A 19,947-nucleotide genomic window follows, 5' to 3' on the forward strand; every position below is an offset into this window, starting at 1 on the left:
GCACTCGGTAACCTTGTGCGGGGCGGGTTCACGCGTCCCGTCCAGCCCGCCCCGAGCACCAGGAAGGTGTCCACCACCGTGGAAACCGTAAGCGCCGCCGTCCGGACCGCCCCGGCCGCAGTGATCGTCGCCATCGACGGCCCCTCCGGCACCGGCAAGTCCAGCACCTCCAAGGCCGTCGCCGCCCAGCTCGGCCTGAGCTACCTGGACACCGGCGCCCAGTACCGCGCCATCACCTGGTGGATGCTGAACAACGGCATCGACGTGCAGGACGCGGCCCAGGTAGCGACCGCCGCCACCAAGCCGGTCATCGTCTCCGGCACCGACCCCGCCGCCCCCACGATCACCGTCGACGGCGAGGACGCCTCCGGCCCGATCCGCACCCAGGAGGTCACCTCCAAGGTCAGCGCCGTCAGCGCCGTCCCCGAGGTGCGCACCCTGATCACCGAGCTCCAGCGCACCATCGCCGCGAGCGCGGAGAAGGGCATCGTCGTCGAGGGCCGTGACATCGGCACCACCGTGCTGCCCGACGCCGACCTCAAGATCTTCCTCACCGCGTCGCCGGAGGCCCGCGCCGCCCGCCGCAGCGGCGAGGTCAAGGGCTCGGATCTCGCCGCCACCAAGGAGGCGCTGATCAAGCGGGACGCCGCCGACTCCGGCCGCAAGACCTCGCCGCTCGCCAAGGCGGACGACGCGGTCGAGGTGGACACCACCGAGCTGACGCTGCAGCAGGTCATCGAGTGCGTCGTCACCCTCGTCGGGGAGAAGCGGGCCGCGAAGTGACCGACGCCACGAGCGCGCCCTCGCCGCGTGGTGCGGCGGTCGGGCGCGGCATCGGGATCGGGCTGATGTACGGGCTCTTCAAGCCCCGTGTCCTCGGCGCCTGGCGGGTCCCCGCCTCCGGACCCGTCATACTCGCGGTGAACCACTCGCACAACATCGACGGGCCGATGCTGATGGGCACCGCGCCCAGGCCCGTCCACTTCCTGATCAAGAAAGAGGCGTTCGTCGGCCCCCTGGACCCGTTCCTGCGCGGAATCGGGCAGCTGGAGGTGGACCGTACGACCGCCGACCGCACCGCCATCACCCGCGCGCTGGGCGTGCTGGAGGGCGGCGGGGTGCTCGGGATATTCCCCGAGGGCACCAGGGGCGACGGAGACTTCGCCTCGCTGCGCGCCGGTCTCGCGTACTTCGCGGTGCGCAGTGGGGCGCCGATCGTGCCCGTGGCCGTCCTGGGAAGCACCGAGCGCCGCGGACGGTTGATATCGGCACTGCCGCCGCTGCGCAGCCGCGTGGACGTCGTCTTCGGAGAAGCCTTCGAAGCCGGCGACGGGAGCGGGAGGCGTACGCGCAAGGCGCTCGACGAAGCCACGCTGCGCATCCAGGCCCGGCTGACCGGCCACCTGGAGCACGCGGGGCGCCTCACCGGGCGCACCGGGTAAGACTTGAGTAGTGGACCGCGCGCAGCGTGGTCCATCGATGATGATGCAAAGAGGAACGGACTTCATGAACGACCAGATTCACTCCGGCGGCTCGGACCACGAGCACGGAGAGCTTGGCGATGCCGAGTACGCGGAGTTCATGGAGCTCGCCGCGCAGGAGGGGTTCGACCCCGAGGAGGTCGAGGGCGCGCTCGGTGAGGCCGGTCACGGACCGCTCCCCGTCCTCGCCGTCGTCGGCCGCCCGAATGTCGGCAAGTCGACCCTGGTGAACCGGATCATCGGCCGCCGCGAGGCCGTCGTCCAGGACAAGCCGGGCGTCACCCGCGACCGCGTCACGTACGAGGCCGAGTGGGCCGGCCGCCGCTTCAAGGTCGTCGACACCGGCGGCTGGGAGCAGGACGTGCTCGGGCTGGACGCGTCCGTCGCGGCCCAGGCGGAGTACGCGATCGAGACGGCCGACGCGGTCGTCTTCGTGGTGGACTCCACCGTCGGCGCCACCGACACCGACGAGGCCGTCGTCAAGCTGCTGCGCCGGGCCGGCAAGCCCGTCGTGCTCTGCGCCAACAAGGTCGACGGGCAGAGCGGCGAGGCCGACGCCACCGCCCTGTGGTCGCTCGGGCTCGGCCAGCCGCACCCGGTCTCCTCGCTGCACGGCCGCGGCACCGGCGACATGCTGGACGCCGTCCTGGAGGCCCTGCCCGAGGCCCCGCCGCAGTCCTTCGGCTCGGCCGTCGGCGGCCCGCGCCGCATCGCGCTCATCGGCCGCCCGAACGTCGGCAAGTCCTCGCTGCTGAACAAGGTGGCCAACGAGGACCGCGTCGTCGTCAACGAGCTGGCCGGCACCACCCGGGACCCGGTCGACGAGCTGATCGAGCTGGGCGGCGTCACCTGGAAGTTCATCGACACGGCGGGCATCCGCCGCCGCGTCCACCTCCAGGAGGGCGCGGACTACTACGCCTCGCTGCGTACCGCCGCCGCCCTGGAGAAGGCCGAGGTCGCGGTCATCCTGATCGACTCCAGCGAGTCGATCAGCGTCCAGGACCAGCGCATCGTGACCATGGCCGTGGAGGCGGGCCGCGCCGTCGTGCTCGCGTTCAACAAGTGGGACACGCTCGACGAGGAGCGCCGCTACTACCTGGAACGCGAGATCGAGACGGAGCTCGCCCAGGTCGAGTGGGCCCCTCGGGTCAACGTCTCCGCCCGCACGGGCCGCCACATGGAGAAGCTGGTCCCGGCGATCGAGACCGCGATCGAGGGCTGGGAGACCCGCGTCCCCACCGGCCGGCTGAACGCGTTCCTCGGCGAGATCGTCGCCGCCCACCCGCACCCGGTCCGGGGCGGCAAGCAGCCCCGTATCCTCTTCGGCACCCAGGCGGGCACCAAGCCGCCGCGCTTCGTCCTCTTCGCCTCGGGCTTCCTGGAGCACGGGTACCGGCGCTTCGTCGAGCGCCGGCTGCGCGAGGAGTTCGGCTTCGAGGGCACCCCGATCCACATCTCGGTGCGCGTCCGCGAGAAGCGCGGCCGCAACAAGTAGACGGGGACACGGCGAAGCCCCGGACCGCTCGGTCACCGAGCGGTCCGGGGCTTCGCCGTACGTGCGGTCAGGCGTCCCGGGAGCCGGGCGGCAGGGCGGCGGGCCGGGGCCGCCCGGCGTGGCGGCCCACCCGCTGCCAGCCGCCGAGGCTCCCTGCGCGCGAGCCGGTGCGGTCGCCCGTCGAGGCCGGCACCGCCGTGCCACCGGGGGAGGAGTGGCCGGAGTGGCCGCGCAGCGGGGCGCGCGAGCCGAAGAGGCCGGTGCCGAGGGCCTGGAGGCCCAGACTCTCCTCGCCGGTCCGGTCACCCGGCAGCGCCCGGAACGAGCGGCGGTACTCGGAGTACAGCGCGTCGTAGATCGGGGTGTGGGACGGGCCGCCCGAGGGGTCCTGCGAGGGACGCATGGCAGGGATCGGGCTCGGACGCTGGTGGGAGGGGTCGTATGAGTGCACGTAGGTGCCAACGACCCCGTCGGCCGTCGGATGCGGGCCCGCCGCGGAAACACCAGTCGGGGAGACAGGTGTTCGCCGCGCCGGCCCGGGTCCGGCGGTCACGGTCAGGTCCCGGCCAGCGGCATGGCGGCGGCGACCAGCAGCCCGGCGGCCGACGCCTTCTCCAGCGCGTCGCGCAGCAGGTCCTCGCGGGGCTGCTGGCCGATGCAGCCGGCCGGGGCGGCGTAGACCAGCACGGTCTGCGACTTGTTGGCGGCGGTCCGCCAGCCCTCGGTGACCTGGAGCGGCGCGTGCGCCTGCCACCAGGCGACCGGGGAGCCGCCCCCCGTACCGGGCTGGAGCACGGCGTGCAGCTGGCCCATGGCGAGCAGGATCGACCAGCCGTGCAGCACCTCGGGCACCTGCTCCATGCGGTGGACCGGCTGGAAGCCCTGTTCCAGGAGGAGCTGGAGGAACTGGTCGCCGTCCCGGCCGTCCGTGCCCGGGCGGGCGATGGCGCCGGTCGGCTCGACGACCAGGGCCGGGTGCAGCTCGTCGTCGATCAGGACGAGGCCGCTGGTGATGCCGAGGACGGCCTGTTCGGGGACGACCCGCTCCGGTTCGCCCTGCTCGCCGCCGGTGATGCTGCGGACGGCGCCCTGGAGCTGTTCCTCGGCGACCTGGACGACCTGCGAGGGGATGCAGCTGGCGTGCGCGAAGGCGAGCACGGCGGTCTCGTCGCCGACGAACAGCACGGTGCTGGTGCGCTCCTGCTCGGAGTCGCCGGGGGTGCGGCAGGAGGTGCAGTCGTAACTGCCCGGGGCGTTGTCGCCGACGAGCAGCCGGTCGGCTTCGGCGTCGCCGATCTCGGCGCGTACGTCCTCGCTGACGTCGAGCATGCGCGGCACGGGTGGCTCCTCGAACTCGGTACGTGCGCCGGGCGGTTCCCGGCTCAGTGATGACAACGGGCGAGCCGCTGCCGGGGTCACGCGGGAAGCCGTACGGAATCGCGCCGGGGCGCCTGCGCGCGGTGGGGGTTCGGCCGACAAAGAGGGAGAAATTCCCCTCGCGTGGTCCCCGGGTCCGGGGGCGGTGAAGCGGGCGCGCGGTCCGGTCCAGAGGGCTTCCCGGCGGCGCGGCCGGAATGCGGTGAAGCGGGTTGTCCGCTATACGGTCCGGTGTGCGCCGGCCGGCCGGTCCGATGGTGTGCCTGTCGTTCCCTCGGGATAAGGGTGCGATAAGGGAGGGTGAATTACCGGCGAAGCGCGTCTTCGCGGAACGGGTTCCGGCCGGGAATGCGGTCGCGCCGCAAGAAGGAAATCATCCTCGTTTCCCCGCATTTAGGGGACCGGTCCGATGATCGTTTGTGGACCTGTGCGATTACTGTGCGTCCGGTTGTGAATCGCACGTTCGGGTGAAGGGGGCGAGGGGGGCAGGTGTCGTGATCCTGTGACACAAGCGTGACCGGTGAGGGACGTGCGGATGCCGTGTGCCCGCGCGCGGGCCCCGCTACCGCCCCTGCCGCCGGGCGCCTACGGTGAGAGGTATGGCACCGATACCGACTCCTCCCGCCCAGCCCGACGACGCGACCGGCGCGTACGTGGGGCTCACCGCAGAGACCGCCGAGCAGCGGGCCCGGGAGCACGGCTGGTCGACCGTACGGACCCTCGCGCCGGGCACGGTCGTCACCATGGAGTTCCAGGCCGGCCGCATCAACTTCGAGGTCGACGGCGGCGTCGTCAGGCGCTGCTGGACCGGCTGAGCGACCCGTGCCGTTCCCGTACGCCAGTGGGCCCCCGACCGTCTCCCGGTCGGGGGCCCACTGGCGTACGAAGGCGCCTCAGCCGCCGGCGACCGGCCGGGCCGGGGCCGTGCCCCCGCGCGGTGTGCGGTCCGCGTGCGGCGGGCGGCGGCTGCCGGCCGGCGTCACCGGGGACCGCTCCGAGCGCGCCGCATGGCCGGCGGCGGGTGTTCCATGGGCCCGCGGGCGGCTGCCCGCGGCCGGAGGACGCCCGGCCTGGCCGTGCCCCGGGCTCTGTGCGGCCGTCCCGTCGCCGGCCTGCTGCACGGCCGATACGGGCACCGGGGTCTCGGCGCCGGCGGGTGCCGCGGGCGCGGGCCGTCTGCCGGGCGCGCCGCCCAGCCGGGCACGGGCGGCGAAGATCCAGTTCTCGGCGCGGGTGATCAGCGGCTCCACCCAGGGCAGGCCCAGCAGGATGAGCAGGCCGGCCGCCCAGCCGAGGAGCACGTCGCTCAGCCAGTGCGTACCGAGGTAGACCGTGGTCAGGCCGACGCCCAGCGAGACGATCGCGGACATGGCCGACAGATAGCGCCTGGCCCGCGGGGTGGCGGCCAGGTAGGCGAGGATGCCCCAGGTCACCACGGCGTTGGCGGTGTGGCCGGACGGAAATATATCGCCGCCGGCGAAGAGCTCGGCCGATCCGATCCTGGTCGCGTAGTGCGGGCCCAGCCGGCCGAGGCCGATCTTGACCGCGCCCACCGTCAGGTTGAGCAGCAGCAGCGAGGCGCCCAGCGTCAGCAGCGGACGCAGGGTGTGCTGCCGCCAGGAGCGCCAGCCGAGCCAGCAGGCGACCATGACCGCGGTCGGCCCGCGCTGCCCGAGGACCACGTAGTAGTCGAGGGCGGCGTGGATTTCGGGCCACTGCTGGTAGGGCCGGAAGAGCATGACCTTCCAGTCCAGGGTCACCAGCCAGGACGACATGAGCACGGCAATGACGATGGCCAGATAGAACGCCAACGTCCCGCCGAACAGAGCGACGCGGTGACGGCTCATCCGCGGTGTCTCTATCTTCGGCGGTTCCGGCTCCCGGTCCAGCCGGGCGAAGATGTCGGTACGCACCCAATCGACGTTACAGCGAGTGAGTGGGCGCGCCGGTCGATCCGGGCGCTTTGTGATGACGATGTGATGTGGAGTATGTCTCAGTCGGCGAGTTCTTCCAGGGTGCCTTAATAAGTCTCGCATTCTTCTGCGCCTTTGTGCGATGTCTGTTCGAGGATGTAATTCACGGATGTCCTCGCAGAATTCCGGAGGCCCCGAAGTGTGTTTATCCGCAGCGCGGCGGAATGGAACGGAGGGTGTCAGTCCGGTTACCGTACGGCTTCGGGCGGGGAGCTGTGCGGTGCCGCCGGGGTGACCCCGAACGGGCCCACGCAGGCCCCGGCGGTGTCCGGGCCCGGCGAGGCCGTAGTGGCGTACGCCACACTTCCCGGAGCCGGGCGGTATGAGATGGGCCACGTGTGGCTCTGTCGAACTCGCGTACGCTGACGGATCACTCGCCCGTCGATGCCGGGCCCCGGGGGAAAGCGGTGACCGCGCCCCGTGGGCCAGCCGGGTGCGAGGGACCATCTGGGAGGTAGATGCATGTCAGGGACGCCCGCAGCCCGAATCCGCCTGCGCACAGCCGCCGACGGTGCCAATCGCTGGGTCGTCCTGGTCGTCCTCTGCCTCAGCCTGCTGCTCGTGGCGCTCGACGCCACCGTGCTGCACGTCGCCGTCCCCGACATCACCGAGGACCTGCGGCCCAGTGCCGCGGGCCTGCTGTGGATCGTGGACGTCTACCCGCTGGTCTGCGCCTCCCTGCTGATCCTCTTCGGCACCCTCGGCGACCGCGTCGGACGCCGGCGCGTCCTGCTGCTCGGCTACGCCCTGTTCGGTGTCGCCTCCGCCGTCGCCGCCCTGGCCGACAGCGCGGGCGTGCTCATCGCGGCGCGGGCCCTGCTCGGCGTCGGCGGAGCGATGATCATGCCCGCCACCCTCTCGATCCTGCGCCAGGTCTTCCCCGACCGGCGCGAGCGAGCCGTCGCGATCGGCGTCTGGTCCGCGGTCGCCGCGGTCGGCGCCGCCACCGGGCCCGTCGTCGGCGGCTTCCTCCTCGAGCACTACTGGTGGGGCTCGGTCTTCCTGATCAACATCCCGCTGATGGCCCTGATCCTCCCGGTCGGACGGCTGCTGCTCCCCGAGTCCCGGGGCAACGACGACGGCCCCTGGGACGTGCTCGGCGCGCTGATGGCCGCCGCCGGGGTGCTCGGCGTGGTCCTCGGCGTGAAGCGGGCCGGCACCGGCGAGGGCCTGACCGGCCCGGCGACCCTGGTGCCGCTGCTGCTCGGGGCCGCGCTGCTCGTCGCCTTCGTGCGTCGCCAGCGACGGCGCACCCACCCGCTGATCGACATCGGCATGTTCGCGAGGCCCGCTTTCTCGACCGCCGTCGGCTGCATCGTCCTCGCCATGCTCGCCCTGGTCGGCCTGGAGCTCGTCGCCGTCCAGTACCTTCAGCTCGTGCTGGGCCTCAGCCCCCTGGAGACCGGTCTCCGGCTGCTCCCGCTCACCTTCGCCGCGATGGCCGCCGGCGCCACCGGCTCCCACACGCTGCGCCGGATCGGGCCACGCCGGATGGTCGGCTGGGGGTTCGTCCTGACGGCCGCCTCGGTGCTGACGCTGACCGTGATGGGCCGCGACGACCGGCCCGCCCTGCTGACCGCCGCCTTCGTGGCGCTGGGCTTCGGCCTCCAGTCCACGCTGTTCGGCGCGTACGAGTCGATGCTCAGCGAGGCCCCCGCGGACCGGGCGGGCGGGGCGGCGGCGATCGGGGAGACCTCGTACCAGCTGGGCGCCGGGATGGGGATAGCCCTGCTGGGCAGCGTGATGAACGCCGCCTATACGCCCGGCCTCGCGGGGCTGCACGCCGAGGGCGTCCCGGCGTCGGCGGCCTCGGGTGCCGCCCACTCGCTCGGCGAGGCGTACCAGGAGGCGGCGCAGCTGGGCGGGCCACTCGGGGCGGTCCTGCGCGCCACGGCCCGGGACGCCTTCATCGGCGGGCTGCACATCACGCTGATGGTCAGCGCGGGGCTGCTGCTGCTCGGGGCGCTCGCCGCGCTGCGGCTGCCCCGGACGATGGAGTGCGCGCCGAAGCTCTGCGAGCCCCGGGAGTCCGCGGAGCGCATCGACACCCCGGCGCGGGAGTCCGCCGAGCGTGCCGAGGTGCCGCTGCGGGTGCCCGCCCGGCGCCGGACGGCCGGGGCGGCGGGCTCTGGACGCGCGGCACACTGAGTCGTAACGTCTCCACGACGTCGTAACTAACGCTGCTAGTTTTCGAGCGACCCCGCCGGAGGCACACCCTCATGTCCACCGCCCCCACCTCGAAGCTCCCGCCCTTCGACCCCCGCGACCCGATCGGCGTCGACGACCTGCTGAGCCCCGAGGACCTCGCGATCCGCGACACCGTCCGGACCTGGGCAGCCGACCGCGTCCTGCCGCACATCGCCGAGTGGTACGAGAACGGCGAGCTGCCCGGCATCCGCGAGCTGGCCCGCGAGCTCGGCTCCCTGGGCGCGCTCGGCATGTCTCTCCAGGGCTACGGCTGCGCCGGCGCCACGGCCGTCCAGTACGGGCTGGCCTGCCTGGAGCTGGAGGCGGCCGACTCGGGCATCCGCTCGCTCGTCTCCGTACAGGGCTCCCTCGCCATGTACGCGATCCACCGCTTCGGCTCCGAGGAGCAGAAGCAGCGGTGGCTGCCGGGCATGGCGGCGGGCGAGACCATCGGCTGCTTCGGCCTCACCGAGCCGGACCACGGCTCGGACCCGGCCGCCATGCGCACGTACGCCAAGCGCGACGGCGAGGACTGGGTGCTCAGCGGCCGAAAGATGTGGATCACCAACGGCTCGGTGGCCGGCGTCGCGGTCGTCTGGGCGCAGACCGACGAGGGCCCGGCCGGCGCCGGCATCCGGGGCTTCGTCGTCCCGACGGACGCGCCGGGCTTCTCCGCGCCCGAGATCCGGCACAAGTGGTCGCTGCGCGCCTCGGTCACCAGCGAACTGATCCTGGACGAGGTGCGGCTGCCCGCCGACGCCGTGCTGCCCGGCGTCACCGGACTGCGCGGACCGCTCAGCTGTCTGAGCCACGCCCGCTACGGCATCGTCTGGGGGGCCATGGGCGCGGCCCGGTCCAGTTTCGAGGCGGCCGTCGACTACGCGCGCACCCGTGAACAGTTCGGGAAGCCGATCGGCGGCTTCCAGCTCACCCAGGCCAAGCTCGCCGACATGGCCGTCGAGCTGCACAAGGGCATCCTGCTCGCCCACCACCTCGGGCGGCGGATGGACGCGGGGCGACTGCGCCCGGAGCAGGTCAGTTTCGGCAAGCTGAACAACGTACGGGAGGCCATCGAGATCTGCCGCACCTCGCGCACGATCCTCGGCGCCAACGGGATCTCGCTGGAGTACCCGGTGATGCGGCACGCGACCAACCTGGAGTCGGTGCTCACCTACGAGGGGACCGTGGAGATGCACCAGCTGGTCCTGGGGAAGGCGCTCACCGGTCTGGACGCGTTCCGATGAGCGCCCGGAGGGCGGTCAGCTCTGGTTGAAGAAGCCGTCGGCCGGCCGGCCGACGGCTTCGCCGTTCATCACCTGGGTGTCGGCGGGGGTCAGCAGGAAGACCCGGGTGGCGACGCGGTCGATCGACCCGCGCAGCCCGAAGATCAGCCCTGCGGCGAAGTCCACCACGCGCTTGGCGTCGGCGGAGTCCATGGACGTGAGGTTCATGATCACCGGGACGCCGTCCCGGAAGAGCTCGCCGATGGCGCGGGCGTCACGGAAGCTGTCCGGGGTCACGGTGGCGATCCGGCGGCCCGTCTCCTCGGCCGTCTCCGAGGCCACCCGCACCCGCGGGTCGGTGACCCAGGCCTGACCGGTACCGGTCCGCGCACCCTCGGCGTACTCGTCGTCGTCGTAGTACCGCTCGTCGTTGTCCTCTACGAGGCCCAGCCAGGCACTCGCCTTGCGCACCGATCCCATGGACGCCTCCTCTCACCGCGGTTCCTTGTTGTTCCGCTTCTCTTTCGTATCCCTATGGTCGTCCATGATGCGGATCGTGCGCCAAGGGGATAGGCGGCGCGCAGGGCATTCGTGACGGTACTGGTGCAGAGGATGTGGCGATTCGTCAGGCTTCGTACGGGTAAGAGGGCCTGAAGAAAGAAAATATGAAGTCCAGGCCGTACGGGTGACATGGGGGACGTACGGGTGAACGGGCCGCTCGGTACGATGCCGTCGCGTCCGCGCCCGAGCGCGGCACACACGCGAACGAAACCCGGGGGACGGCCGTGTTCGGAATAGTCAGGCCCTGTACGCATCGCCTCTCCGAGAGGCTCAAGACCGAGTGGATGGCCCACCTCTGCGGGCTCTGTCTGGCGCTCCGCTCCGACCACGGGCAGTTCGCCCGGGTCGTCACCAACTACGACGGCCTGATCGTCTCTGTCCTGACGGAGGCTCAGGCCGAACGCACCGCCGGACAGCGCCGCACGGCCGGGCCCTGCCCGCTGCGCTCCATGCGCACCGCGCCCGTCGCGCGCGGCGAGGGCGCCCGGCTGGCCGCCGCCGTCTCGCTGGTGCTGGCCTCGGCGAAGGTGCGGGACCACGTCGCCGACCGGGACGGCCTGTTGGCCCGACGCCCGGTCGCAGCGGCGGCCCGCCGGGTGGCGGCGAGCTGGGACCGGGCCGGGGCGCGCACCGGTGCACAGCTCGGCTTCGACACCGCGGTCCTCGTCGACGCCGTCGACCGGCAGACCGGCATCGAACTCCTCGCCGGACCCGGCACCCCGCTGCTGACGGTCACCGAACCCACCGAGACCGCCACCGCCGCGGCCTTCGCGCACACCGCCGTCCTCGCCGGCAAGCCGCAGAACGCCGAGCCGCTCGCCGAGGCCGGGCGCCTCTTCGGGCGCCTCGCGCACCTGCTGGACGCCGTGGAGGACCAGGAGGCCGACGCCGCGTCGGGGGCCTGGAACCCGCTCACCGCCACCGGCACCTCGCGCACCGAGGCCCGGCGGCTGGCCGACGACGCGCTGCGGGGCGTACGGCTGGCGCTGCGCGACGCGGAGTTCACCGACGGCCGGCTCGCCCATGTGCTGCTGGCCCACGAGCTGCGGCGCTCGGTGGACCGCGCCTTCGCCACGGACGTCTGCTCCCACCGGTCCGGCGGACTGCTGACCGCGTCCGGCGAGCCGTCAGGAACGCATCTCACGGGCTCGTTCGGGCCGCCGCCGGGCAACCCGTACGCGCCCACGGGACCGGGCGGCCCCTCCGGGCCCCGGCCACCGGAGCCGCCGCGCGACCGGCGCGGACTCGTCATGGGCTGCCTGGTGTGGGCGGGGCTCGCCTGCACCTGTCAGATGTGCTGCGGCACTTTCGAGGACCCCTGGTCGCGTCAGCGGCGCGAGGGGCTGTGCAGCCAGTGCGACTGCGGGGACTGCTGTGACGGCTGCGACGCGTGCAGCAATTGCTGCGACTGCTGCAGCTGCTGCGACGGCTGTGACTGCGGGTGCGACTGCTGAGACGGCGTCAGCCGTACGTCCCGCTCCGCGACATGGCGGAGCGGGACGGAGCGAGGGGAGGGTGTGCTGCTGTGCCGGACGGACGAGGGCGCGCCTGGACAGGGGCTCGGACACCGGTCACGGCGCGAGCGGGCAGGCGGCTCGGAGCAGGGCGTCGGCTCAACAGGAACAGGACCACACGCGACCGAAGTCGATGTGGGAGCGCTTGACCAGCCACTGCTGCGAATGCATGGCCCCAGTGGAACAGGCATCCGAAGGCCCGTCAACTGCCCCGAGACGCACTGCTCACAGTGTGGACAGGCTTGACAGTCCGGCGTGGACGGCGCTTCCCTTCGTCAGGAGGACCGGGCTGAGGGGCCCGTCCGTCTTCTGTTCCACGCTGCTGTTCTCCGTGCCGAGGGTGCGCCCCGTGTTCGACCGCCGCATCCACGGAGCTTCCGCATGCCCGCGCAGACCGCCCCTCCAGTCACACCACCCGAAGACAACGATGCCGTCCGGCGCGCGTCCGCCGCCCCGGACCACCGGTGAGTGCCCGGCCCGCGCTGGCCGTCATCGGCGCGGGGCCCCGCGGCACCGGCCTGGTCGAACGGCTCGCCGCCAACGCCCCCGCCCTGTACGGGGACCGGCCCCTCGACCTTCACCTCGTCGACCCCCACCCGCCCGGGAGCGGCCGGATCTGGCGCCGCGACCAGTCCCCGCTGCTGTGGATGAACTCCATGGCCGAGGACGTCACGATGTTCACCGACGACACCGTCCGCCAGGAGGGCCCCGTCCGGAAGGGGCCCGCGCTCGACGCCTGGGCGGCGGACGTGCGGGAGGGCCGGACCCGGTGCGCCGAGGCCGCCGCCGACCCCCGGCTGCGCGCCGAGATCGAGATGCTGCGGGGGCGGGACTTCCCGAGCCGGCGACTCCAGGGCGCCTATCTGCGCTGGGTGTACGCGCACGCGGTGGCGGCCCTCCCGCCCTCGGTCACCGTCCATGAGCACCGCGCACCGGCCCTGCGCGTCACCGGCCCGCGCGACGGCCGCCAGCTCGTCCACCTCGCGGGCCGCGCCGCACCGCTCGCCGTCGACCTGGTCGTCCTCACCCTCGGTCACCTGGACGCCGGGCCGGACGCCGAACAGCGCGCGCTCTCCGCCTTCGCGGACCGGCACGGGCTCGTCCACCTGCCGCCCGCCTTCACCGCCGACAGCGACCTGAGCGCGCTGCCCGCGGGCGAACCCGTCATCGTCCGGGGACTCGGGCTCGCCTTCGTCGACCTCATGGTGCTGCTCACCGAAGGACGCGGCGGGCGCTACGAGAACGGGGAGTACGTGCCCTCCGGCCGGGAGCCCGTCCTGTACGCCGGATCGCGGCGCGGCGTCCCGTACCGCGCCAAGATCGGCTACGGCCTCCAGGGCGAACGGCCGCCGCTGCCGCGTTTCTTCGGGCCCGCCCGCGCCGCGGAGCTGCGGGACCGGCCGAGACCGCCCGACTTCCGCCGGGACATCCGGCCCCATGTCGACAAGGAACTCGGGTACGCCCACTACCACCGGCTGTTCACCGCCCACCCCGAGCGCACCGCCGCCGACCGGGCCGCCTTCGAGGAGAAGTACGCCGCGGCCGAGCCGGGCAGCGCCGAACTGCGGGACCTGATCGCCGACGCCGTCCCCGACCCCGCCGACCGGCTCGACCTCGACGCGCTCGACCGCCCCCTGGACGGGATCCGCCACACCTCGTCCGACGCCCTTCAGGAAGCGGTCCGCGCCCACATCGCCGCCGACCTCTCACGCCGGAACGACCCCGGGCACAGCGAGGACCTCGCCGTGTTCCTCGGACTGCTCTCGGTCTACGGAACGCTCGTCCGGCTCGGCGACACCGGGGACGAATGGCACGGCTTCTTCAGCTACCTGGCCTCAGGCCCGCCCGGCCCCCGGCTGCGGCAGCTGCTCGCGCTCTCCCGGGCCGGCGTCGTCCGCTTCCTCGGCGCCGGCACCACGGTCGAGGCCGACGAGGAACGGGGCGTCTTCCGCGCGGCGAGCGCCACCCTGCCGGGGGAGCGGGTCGAGGCCCGCGCCCTGGTCGAGGCCCGCCTCCCCGCCCCCGCCCCGGGGCGCACCCGCTCACCCCTGCTGCGCACGCTGTACGAGGACGGGGCCGCCGCCACCGCCTCCGGGCTGCTCGCGGTCGACCCCGGCGACGGCCGGATCCTGGACCGCGCCGGCCGCCCGCACCCCCGCCGCTTCGCGCTCGGCCCGCACACCGGGGCGCGCACGAGCGGGGCGTTCACCCGGCCGCGCACCGGCGGCCCGGCGTTCGGCCAGAACGACGCGACCGCGCGCGCCGCCCTCGTCCTGCTGCGCCGCCTCCACCCGGACCCGGGGGACTGAGCACCGGCGGCCTCCTTCCGCACCCGGGGGACTGAGCACCTGCCGCCTCCTTCCGCACCCGCACCCACCCTCACCGTGCCGCCCGAAGGCCGGCACCCACGCTCCGCCGAAAGGACTTGCCATGCCAGCTCTCCGGCCCCTCCACCTGGCCGCCGAGATCGGCGGCCCGCCCCGCTACGACGCCGCGCACCACACCGGGCTCGCCCGGCTCGCGGAGGGCGGCGCGCTCGACTTCGTCACCCTCGGCGACTCCTTCGCCCGGCCGGGGCCCGACGCGCTCGCCGTACTCGCCAGGGTGGCCCCCGCCACCCGCCGCGTCGGCCTGGTGCCGACGGTCACCACCACCCACACCGAGCCGTTCCACGTGTCGTCGGCCGTGGCCACCCTGGACTGGGTCAGCCGGGGCCGGGCGGGCTGGCAGGTCGGCGTGTCAACGACCGAGGCCGAGGCCCGGCTGTTCGGCCGCCGCCCCGCGGCGCCCGCCCCGGACCTGTGGCACGAGGCGGGCGAGTGCGCCGACGTCTCGGCCCGGCTCTGGGACAGCTGGGAGGACGACGCCGAGATCCGGTCCACCGCGACCGGCCGCTTCATCGACCGCGACAAGCTGCACCACGTGGACTTCGAGGGCTCCGCGTTCAGCGTCCGGGGACCGGCCATCGTGCCCCGGCCGCCGCAGGGCCACCCCGTCGTCGTGATCGACGGCACGGCCGGGCCGGCCAGGGACGCCGCCGCGCACCACGCCGACGTCGTCCTCGTACGGGCCCCCACCCCCGAGCGGACCGCCGCGGTCCGCGACGATGTGCGCCTCCGGGCCGCCGCCCACGGCCGGGACCCCGACACCCTGCGGGTGCTCGCCGCGCTCACCGTCGACCTCGGCGACGCCGAGACGGCCTTCGAACCGGGGCTGGCGACCGGACCGCCGCCGGCCGACCGGGGCACCTACTTCCGGGGCGGCCCGGTGGACTTGGCCGACCTGATCACCGAGTGGCACCGGGCCGGTGCGGTCGACGGCTTCCACCTCACCCCGATCACCCCCGCACGCGACCTCGAACGGATCGTCAACGGCACGGTCGCCCTGCTCCAGCACCGCAGCCTGTTCCGGACCTTCTACCCGGGCGGCACCCTGCGCGAGCACCTGGGCCTGGCCCGGCCCGCCAACCGGTACGCACGCGCGGGGGAACGGGTATGACGGCCGCCACCCCGAAACGGATGCACCTCGCCGCGCACTTCCCCGGCGTGAACAACACCACCGTCTGGTCCGACCCGCGCTCCCGCAGCCAGATCGAGTTCTCCTCGTTCGAGCACCTCGCGCGCACGGCCGAGCGGGGCCTGTTCGACTTCTTCTTCCTTGCCGAGGGGCTGCGGCTGCGCGAGCACAAGGGGCTGATCCACGACCTGGACGTGGTCGGCAGACCCGAGTCGCTGACCGTGCTCTCCGCGCTGGCGGCCGTCACCGACCGGATCGGCCTCGCCGCCACCGTCAACACCACCTTCAACGAGCCCTACGAACTGGCCCGCCGGTTCGCCACCCTCGACCACCTCAGCGCCGGCCGGGCCGCGTGGAACGCGGTCACCTCCTCCGATGCCTTCACCGGCGAGAACTTCCGCCGCGGCGGCTATCTGGACCGCTCCGAGCGGTACACCCGCGCCGCCGAGTTCGTCGCCACCGCCCGCGAGCTGTGGGACTCCTGGACCCCCGAAGGCGCCCCGCGCCCCGTCGCGCACCGGGGCCGGCACTTCACCGTCGAGGGCGAGTTCACCGTCCCGCGCTCCCCGCAGGGCCACCCCGTCGTCATCCAGGCCGGCGACTCGGCCGAGGGCCGGGACTTCGCCGCGTCCGCCGCCGACATCGTCTTCACCCGGCACGGCACCCTCGAAGCGGGCCGCGCCTTCTACGCGGACGTCAAGGGACGGCTCGCGGCCCACGGCAGGGAGCCCGACGAGCTGAAGGTCATGCCCGGCGTCACCTTCGTGCTCGGCGACACCGACGCCGAGGCGGAGGAGCGCGCGATCGCCGTCCGCCGCCGGCAGGTCTCGCCGCAGAACGCGATCGCGGCCCTGGAGCAGGTCTGGGGCCGCGACCTCTCCGGGTACGACCCGGACGGGCCGCTGCCCGCGAGCGACCCGGATCCCGGCGCCGAGCTGGTCCGGGGGCGGGTCCGGCAGGGCGACCCACTCGCGGTGGCGGCCCGCTGGCGCGCGCTGTCCCGGGAGAAGGGGCTCTCGATCCGGCAGACGGTCATCGAGGCGACCGGCCGCCAGTCGTTCATCGGCAGCCCGGCCACCGTCGCCGCGCAGCTGACGGAGTACGTGGCGGCCGGGGCCGCCGACGGTTTCATCCTCGTCCCGCACCTCACCCCCGGCGGCCTCGACGACTTCGTCGACCGGGTCGTCCCGCTCCTCCAGGAACGGGGGGTCTTCCGCCGGGCGTACACCGGTTCCACGCTGCGGTCGCACCTCGGTCTCGCCGAACCGGTATGGAAGGGTTGATCCATGAGTACGCACGCACAGCAGCAGGCAGCGCGGGACTGGGAGCGCTGGCACGAGGAGCGGACCGCCACGGTCTCGTCGCCGTACGGTCCGCTCTCCCTCACCGGGACCCACTGGCTCGCGGATTACCCGGAGGGGCGAATTCCGGCCGTCCCGGGCCGGTGGCGGGAAGGGGACGGCGCCCTCGTGCTCGAAGCCGCCCCGGAGGACGGGCTGACCGTGGACGGGAAACCCCTCGACGGGGAGGTCACGCTCGACGCGGACCGGGGGCCGATCGACGCCTCCCGGGTCGCGCACGAAGGCCGCAGGCTGGTCGTGCTGAGCCGCGAAGGACTGTGGGCGGTCCGGGTGTTCGACCCCGAATCGCCCGCGCGGCGCGCGTTCCGGGCGATCGAAGCGACCCCGTACGACCCGCGCTGGGCGGTGCCGGGAACCTTCCGCCGGTACCCGGACTCGCGCACCGTCCGGGTCGAGAACGCCGACGGTGTCGAACGCGGACTGGGGCTGGCCGGTGAGATCGCCTTCGAGCTGGACGGGGCCGGGCACACGCTCCAGGTCGCCGTGGAGCCCGACGGCTCGCTCTGGGCGGTCTTCGCCGACGCCACCAGCGGGAACAGCAGCTACCGCTTCCGCTTCCTGCGGCCCGCCGCGCCGGCGGCCGACGGCTCGGTGACCGTCGACCTCAACCGCGCGCTGCTGCCGCCGTGCGCCTTCGCGGACCACTTCATCTGCCCGTTCCCGCCGCCGGGCAACACTCTTCCGGTGGCCGTGGAGGCAGGGGAGCGGCGCCGGACCGACGGCTGAGGCGGGACGCGGCGCGTCCGGGTTCCGGTGCGCCGCGTCCGAGCTCAGGCCAAAACGCACCCTTGCGCGAGAAGTTGACGCCTTGAATACTCCCGAGCAGCGCTTGTCAGGAGCACGGCATATCCGGAATGCGGACGGGAGCCGTGCGCCCGACTGCGCCTCACGGGTCCGGCCACCCCACAGGCGGACCCCCGATTCCCCTCGGGAGGGAATGACAGTGAGGATCAAGCGCACCACCCCCCTCAGCGGCACCGCCAGACGCAGCAGGGCCGTCGCCATCGCGGCGGGCCTGGTGGCCGTAGCCGCCCTGGCCGCCCCCACTGCCCAGGCGAACTCCACCGGAACGTACAGCGCCAACCAGCTCGCCGCCGCCAGTGACGCCGTCCTCGGCGCCGACGTGGCCGGCACCGCCTGGAACGTCGACGCGAAGACCGGCAAGGTCGTGGTCACGGTCGACAGCACGGTCTCCGCGGCGGAGATCCAGCAGATCAAGGACTCCGCGGGCGGCAACGCGGGAGCCCTGCGCATCGAGCACACCCCCGGCAGGTTCAGCAAGCTGCTCAAGGGCGGCGACGCCATCTACGCACCCGGCTGGCGCTGCTCCCTCGGGTTCAACGTCCGCAGCGGCAGCACGTACTACTTCCTGACCGCCGGTCACTGCACCGACGGCAACCCGCCCTGGTACACCAACTCCTCGAACACCACCTACATAGGCCCGACGGTCGGCTCCAGCTTCCCGACCAACGACTACGGACTGGTGCGCTACGACAACTCCGCGGTCTCGCACGAGGGCACCGTGGGCAGCGTCGACATCACCGCTGCGGCCAACGCCACGGTCGGCATGTCCGTGACCCGCCGGGGCTCCACGACCGGCATCCACAGCGGCACGGTCTCCGCGCTCAACGCCACGGTCAACTACGGCAACGGCGACGTGGTCTACGGCATGATCAAGACCAACGTCTGCGCCGAACCCGGCGACTCGGGCGGCCCCCTCTACTCCGGCTCCAAGGCGATCGGCCTGACCTCGGGCGGCAGCGGCAACTGCAGCTCCGGCGGTACGACGTTCTTCCAGCCGGTCACCGAGGCGCTCAGCGCGTACGGGGTCAGCGTGTACTGACGACCCCGACCCGCCCCTGCGGACCCGTCGCGTACGGGTGGGCCGGCGGGTACGGACGACGGTTCGGCATCGGCCGGCCCCCGGGCGGAAACACGCCCGGGGGCCGGCTCCGTCGTGTCCTGGCCGAGTGGTGAGCGGAGAGCCGGGACCGATAAGTGAACACCGCGAGACTGAAACGGTGTTGTCGTGTGTGCGTCCGTGAATCGGCCTTGTGTGCCCATGGGGGCGTGACCATAGTGGGCGCTTCATCCTCCGCGTACGGACGACCCCACATCATCTGTGCGCGGCCCCACAGGAGGTCGAAGTTGAAGCATCGACGCATATCGAGGAAGCGCGCAGTGCTGGCGGGCTCGGCGGTCGTCGGCCTGGTCGCGGCGGGCGTGAGCTTCCAGAGCGCGAACGCCAGTGACGAGGTGCCCCGGTTCACGCCGCGGACGCTGAGCGCGGCCGCGGCCGGGAAGCTCGCCACGGATCTGGGCAAGGACCTGGGCACCGGCGCGGCCGGCTCGTACTACGACGCCGGCAGCAAGCACCTGGTGATGAACGTGGTCGACGAGACCGCGGCCGAGCGGGTGCGGCAGGCGGGCGGCACGGCCAGAATCGTCGAGAACACCCTCGCCGACCTGAAGTCCGCCCGGCAGACCCTGGCCGGCAAGGCGACGATCCCCGGCACCTCGTGGGCCGTCGACCCGGTCGGCAACAAGGTCGTCGTCACCGCCGACCGTACGGTCAAGGGCGCCGACCTGAAGAAGCTCGGGGCGGTGGTCGAGTCGCTGGGCGGCAAGGCCGAACTCAAGAAGTCGGCGGGGGAGTTCAAGCCGTTCATCGCCGGCGGCGACGCGATCTGGGGCAACGGCGGGCGCTGCTCGCTCGGCTTCAACGTGGTCAAGGACGGCGAGCCGTACTTCCTGACCGCCGGGCACTGCACCGAGGCGATCTCCAGCTGGTCGGACTCCCAGAGCGGCGCCGAGATCGGTACGAACGCCGGCTCGGAGTTCCCGGACAACGACTTCGGTCTGGTGAAGTACACCTCGTCCACCGCGCACCCGAGCGAGGTGGACCTCTACAACGGCTCCACCCAGCCCATCACCAAGGCGGGCGAGGCCACCGTCGGCATGACGGTGACCCGCAGCGGTTCCACCACCCAGGTCCACGACGGCGAGGTGACGGGCCTGGACGCCACCGTCAACTACGGCAACGGCGACATCGTCAACGGGCTCATCCAGACCACGGTCTGCGCCGAGCCGGGCGACAGCGGCGGCTCGCTCTTCGCCGGTGACACGGCGATCGGTCTGACCTCGGGCGGCAGCGGCGACTGCTCGTCGGGCGGCGAGACGTTCTTCCAGCCGGTGCCGGAGGCGCTGGCGGCGTTCGGCGCCGAGATCGGCTGACCGTTCCGCACGGCGAAGCGTGGCC

At 73.1% G+C, this 19,947-nt stretch carries 17 protein-coding genes; 13 read left to right on the forward strand and 4 right to left on the reverse strand.

Going from position 1 to position 19,947, the window contains the following annotated elements:
- The first annotated feature begins 66 nt into the window (after positions 1-66).
- The 3 genes from cmk (at position 67) to der (ending at position 2,976) form a co-directional block, all read left to right on the forward strand.
- Complete coding sequence (gene cmk / locus BLW14_RS25415; protein ID WP_093709493.1) at positions 67-783, forward strand: (d)CMP kinase; 717 nt, start codon at positions 67-69, stop codon at positions 781-783.
- Positions 780-1,442, forward strand: coding sequence for a lysophospholipid acyltransferase family protein (locus BLW14_RS25420; RefSeq protein ID WP_093709494.1), 663 nt, complete (start codon positions 780-782; stop codon positions 1,440-1,442). Before cmk ends, BLW14_RS25420 begins: the two co-directional genes overlap by 4 nt.
- Before the next feature lie 64 nt (positions 1,443-1,506).
- On the forward strand, positions 1,507-2,976 hold the full coding sequence (der, locus tag BLW14_RS25425; RefSeq protein WP_093709495.1) for a ribosome biogenesis GTPase Der: 1,470 nt from the start codon (positions 1,507-1,509) through the stop codon (positions 2,974-2,976).
- A 67-nt stretch (positions 2,977-3,043) separates the two neighbouring features.
- On the opposite strand, the gene BLW14_RS25430 is transcribed toward der, so the two are convergent.
- Both BLW14_RS25430 and BLW14_RS25435 read right to left on the reverse strand, forming a co-directional pair.
- Positions 3,044-3,379 (reverse strand): hypothetical protein, encoded by a 336-nt coding sequence (locus BLW14_RS25430; protein WP_093709496.1) that lies wholly within the window; start codon positions 3,377-3,379, stop codon positions 3,044-3,046.
- A 152-nt stretch (positions 3,380-3,531) separates the two neighbouring features.
- The gene (locus tag BLW14_RS25435) at positions 3,532-4,314 is read right to left on the reverse strand and encodes a hypothetical protein (RefSeq protein WP_093709497.1); all 783 of its coding nucleotides are present in this window, start codon (positions 4,312-4,314) and stop codon (positions 3,532-3,534) included.
- Between the two features lie 638 nt (positions 4,315-4,952).
- Here BLW14_RS25435 and BLW14_RS25440 point away from each other — a divergent pair.
- Entirely contained in the window at positions 4,953-5,168 is a 216-nt protein-coding gene (locus BLW14_RS25440; protein WP_093709498.1) for an I78 family peptidase inhibitor, read from the forward strand.
- Between the two features lie 78 nt (positions 5,169-5,246).
- Here the strand turns inward: BLW14_RS25440 and BLW14_RS25445 are convergent, their stop codons facing one another.
- Positions 5,247-6,266: a phosphatase PAP2 family protein gene (locus tag BLW14_RS25445; RefSeq protein WP_093709499.1), complete on the reverse strand. Its 1,020-nt coding sequence runs from the start codon at positions 6,264-6,266 to the stop codon at positions 5,247-5,249.
- A 522-nt stretch (positions 6,267-6,788) separates the two neighbouring features.
- On the opposite strand from BLW14_RS25445, the gene BLW14_RS25450 reads away from it, so the two are divergent.
- Both BLW14_RS25450 and BLW14_RS25455 read left to right on the forward strand, forming a co-directional pair.
- Positions 6,789-8,474: an MFS transporter gene (locus BLW14_RS25450; RefSeq protein WP_093709500.1), complete on the forward strand. Its 1,686-nt coding sequence runs from the start codon at positions 6,789-6,791 to the stop codon at positions 8,472-8,474.
- 71 nt (positions 8,475-8,545) lie between these two features.
- Positions 8,546-9,757 (forward strand): acyl-CoA dehydrogenase family protein, encoded by a 1,212-nt coding sequence (locus tag BLW14_RS25455; protein ID WP_093709501.1) that lies wholly within the window; start codon positions 8,546-8,548, stop codon positions 9,755-9,757.
- A 15-nt stretch (positions 9,758-9,772) separates the two neighbouring features.
- Here the strand turns inward: BLW14_RS25455 and BLW14_RS25460 are convergent, their stop codons facing one another.
- The gene (locus BLW14_RS25460; RefSeq protein WP_073968076.1) at positions 9,773-10,216 is read right to left on the reverse strand and encodes a cell division protein SepF; all 444 of its coding nucleotides are present in this window, start codon (positions 10,214-10,216) and stop codon (positions 9,773-9,775) included.
- 305 nt (positions 10,217-10,521) lie between these two features.
- Between BLW14_RS25460 and BLW14_RS25465 the strand changes: the two genes are divergently transcribed.
- The 7 genes from BLW14_RS25465 (at position 10,522) to BLW14_RS25495 (ending at position 19,922) form a co-directional block, all read left to right on the forward strand.
- Positions 10,522-11,751 (forward strand): DUF5685 family protein, encoded by a 1,230-nt coding sequence (locus BLW14_RS25465; RefSeq protein WP_177154095.1) that lies wholly within the window; start codon positions 10,522-10,524, stop codon positions 11,749-11,751.
- Between the two features lie 524 nt (positions 11,752-12,275).
- Entirely contained in the window at positions 12,276-14,120 is a 1,845-nt protein-coding gene (locus tag BLW14_RS25470; RefSeq protein WP_093709503.1) for an FAD/NAD(P)-binding protein, read from the forward strand.
- A gap of 121 nt (positions 14,121-14,241) precedes the next feature.
- A complete protein-coding gene (locus tag BLW14_RS25475) occupies positions 14,242-15,309 on the forward strand; it encodes an LLM class flavin-dependent oxidoreductase (RefSeq protein ID WP_093709504.1) in 1,068 nt (355 codons plus the stop codon).
- A complete protein-coding gene (locus BLW14_RS25480; RefSeq protein ID WP_093709505.1) occupies positions 15,306-16,610 on the forward strand; it encodes an NtaA/DmoA family FMN-dependent monooxygenase in 1,305 nt (434 codons plus the stop codon). Before BLW14_RS25475 ends, BLW14_RS25480 begins: the two co-directional genes overlap by 4 nt.
- Positions 16,611-16,613: 3 nt before the next feature.
- Positions 16,614-17,414 carry a DUF1684 domain-containing protein gene (locus BLW14_RS25485; RefSeq protein WP_093709506.1) on the forward strand — a complete coding sequence of 267 codons (801 nt, stop codon included), beginning with the start codon at positions 16,614-16,616 and terminating at the stop codon, positions 17,412-17,414.
- A gap of 217 nt (positions 17,415-17,631) precedes the next feature.
- Positions 17,632-18,531 carry a S1 family peptidase gene (locus BLW14_RS25490; RefSeq protein ID WP_093709507.1) on the forward strand — a complete coding sequence of 300 codons (900 nt, stop codon included), beginning with the start codon at positions 17,632-17,634 and terminating at the stop codon, positions 18,529-18,531.
- Positions 18,532-18,836: 305 nt separating this feature from the next.
- The gene (locus tag BLW14_RS25495; protein WP_093709508.1) at positions 18,837-19,922 is read left to right on the forward strand and encodes a S1 family peptidase; all 1,086 of its coding nucleotides are present in this window, start codon (positions 18,837-18,839) and stop codon (positions 19,920-19,922) included.
- The last annotated feature ends 25 nt before the right edge of the window (positions 19,923-19,947 follow it).

Source organism: Streptomyces sp. 2131.1 (assembly GCF_900105515.1).
GTDB classification, from domain to species: domain Bacteria; phylum Actinomycetota; class Actinomycetes; order Streptomycetales; family Streptomycetaceae; genus Streptomyces; species Streptomyces drozdowiczii.

Excerpts from the sequence above, each read along its gene's own strand:
- der (WP_093709495.1), top strand. The coding sequence starts at position 1,507 with ATGAACGACCAGATTCACTCCGGCGGCTCGGACCACGAGCACGGAGAG.
- BLW14_RS25430 (WP_093709496.1), bottom strand. The coding sequence starts at position 3,379 with ATGCGTCCCTCGCAGGACCCCTCGGGCGGCCCGTCCCACACCCCGATC.
- BLW14_RS25440 (WP_093709498.1), top strand. The coding sequence starts at position 4,953 with ATGGCACCGATACCGACTCCTCCCGCCCAGCCCGACGACGCGACCGGC.
- BLW14_RS25450 (WP_093709500.1), top strand. The coding sequence starts at position 6,789 with ATGTCAGGGACGCCCGCAGCCCGAATCCGCCTGCGCACAGCCGCCGAC.
- BLW14_RS25455 (WP_093709501.1), top strand. The coding sequence starts at position 8,546 with ATGTCCACCGCCCCCACCTCGAAGCTCCCGCCCTTCGACCCCCGCGAC.
- BLW14_RS25460 (WP_073968076.1), bottom strand. The coding sequence starts at position 10,216 with ATGGGATCGGTGCGCAAGGCGAGTGCCTGGCTGGGCCTCGTAGAGGAC.
- BLW14_RS25475 (WP_093709504.1), top strand. The coding sequence starts at position 14,242 with ATGCCAGCTCTCCGGCCCCTCCACCTGGCCGCCGAGATCGGCGGCCCG.
- BLW14_RS25480 (WP_093709505.1), top strand. The coding sequence starts at position 15,306 with ATGACGGCCGCCACCCCGAAACGGATGCACCTCGCCGCGCACTTCCCC.
- BLW14_RS25485 (WP_093709506.1), top strand. The coding sequence starts at position 16,614 with ATGAGTACGCACGCACAGCAGCAGGCAGCGCGGGACTGGGAGCGCTGG.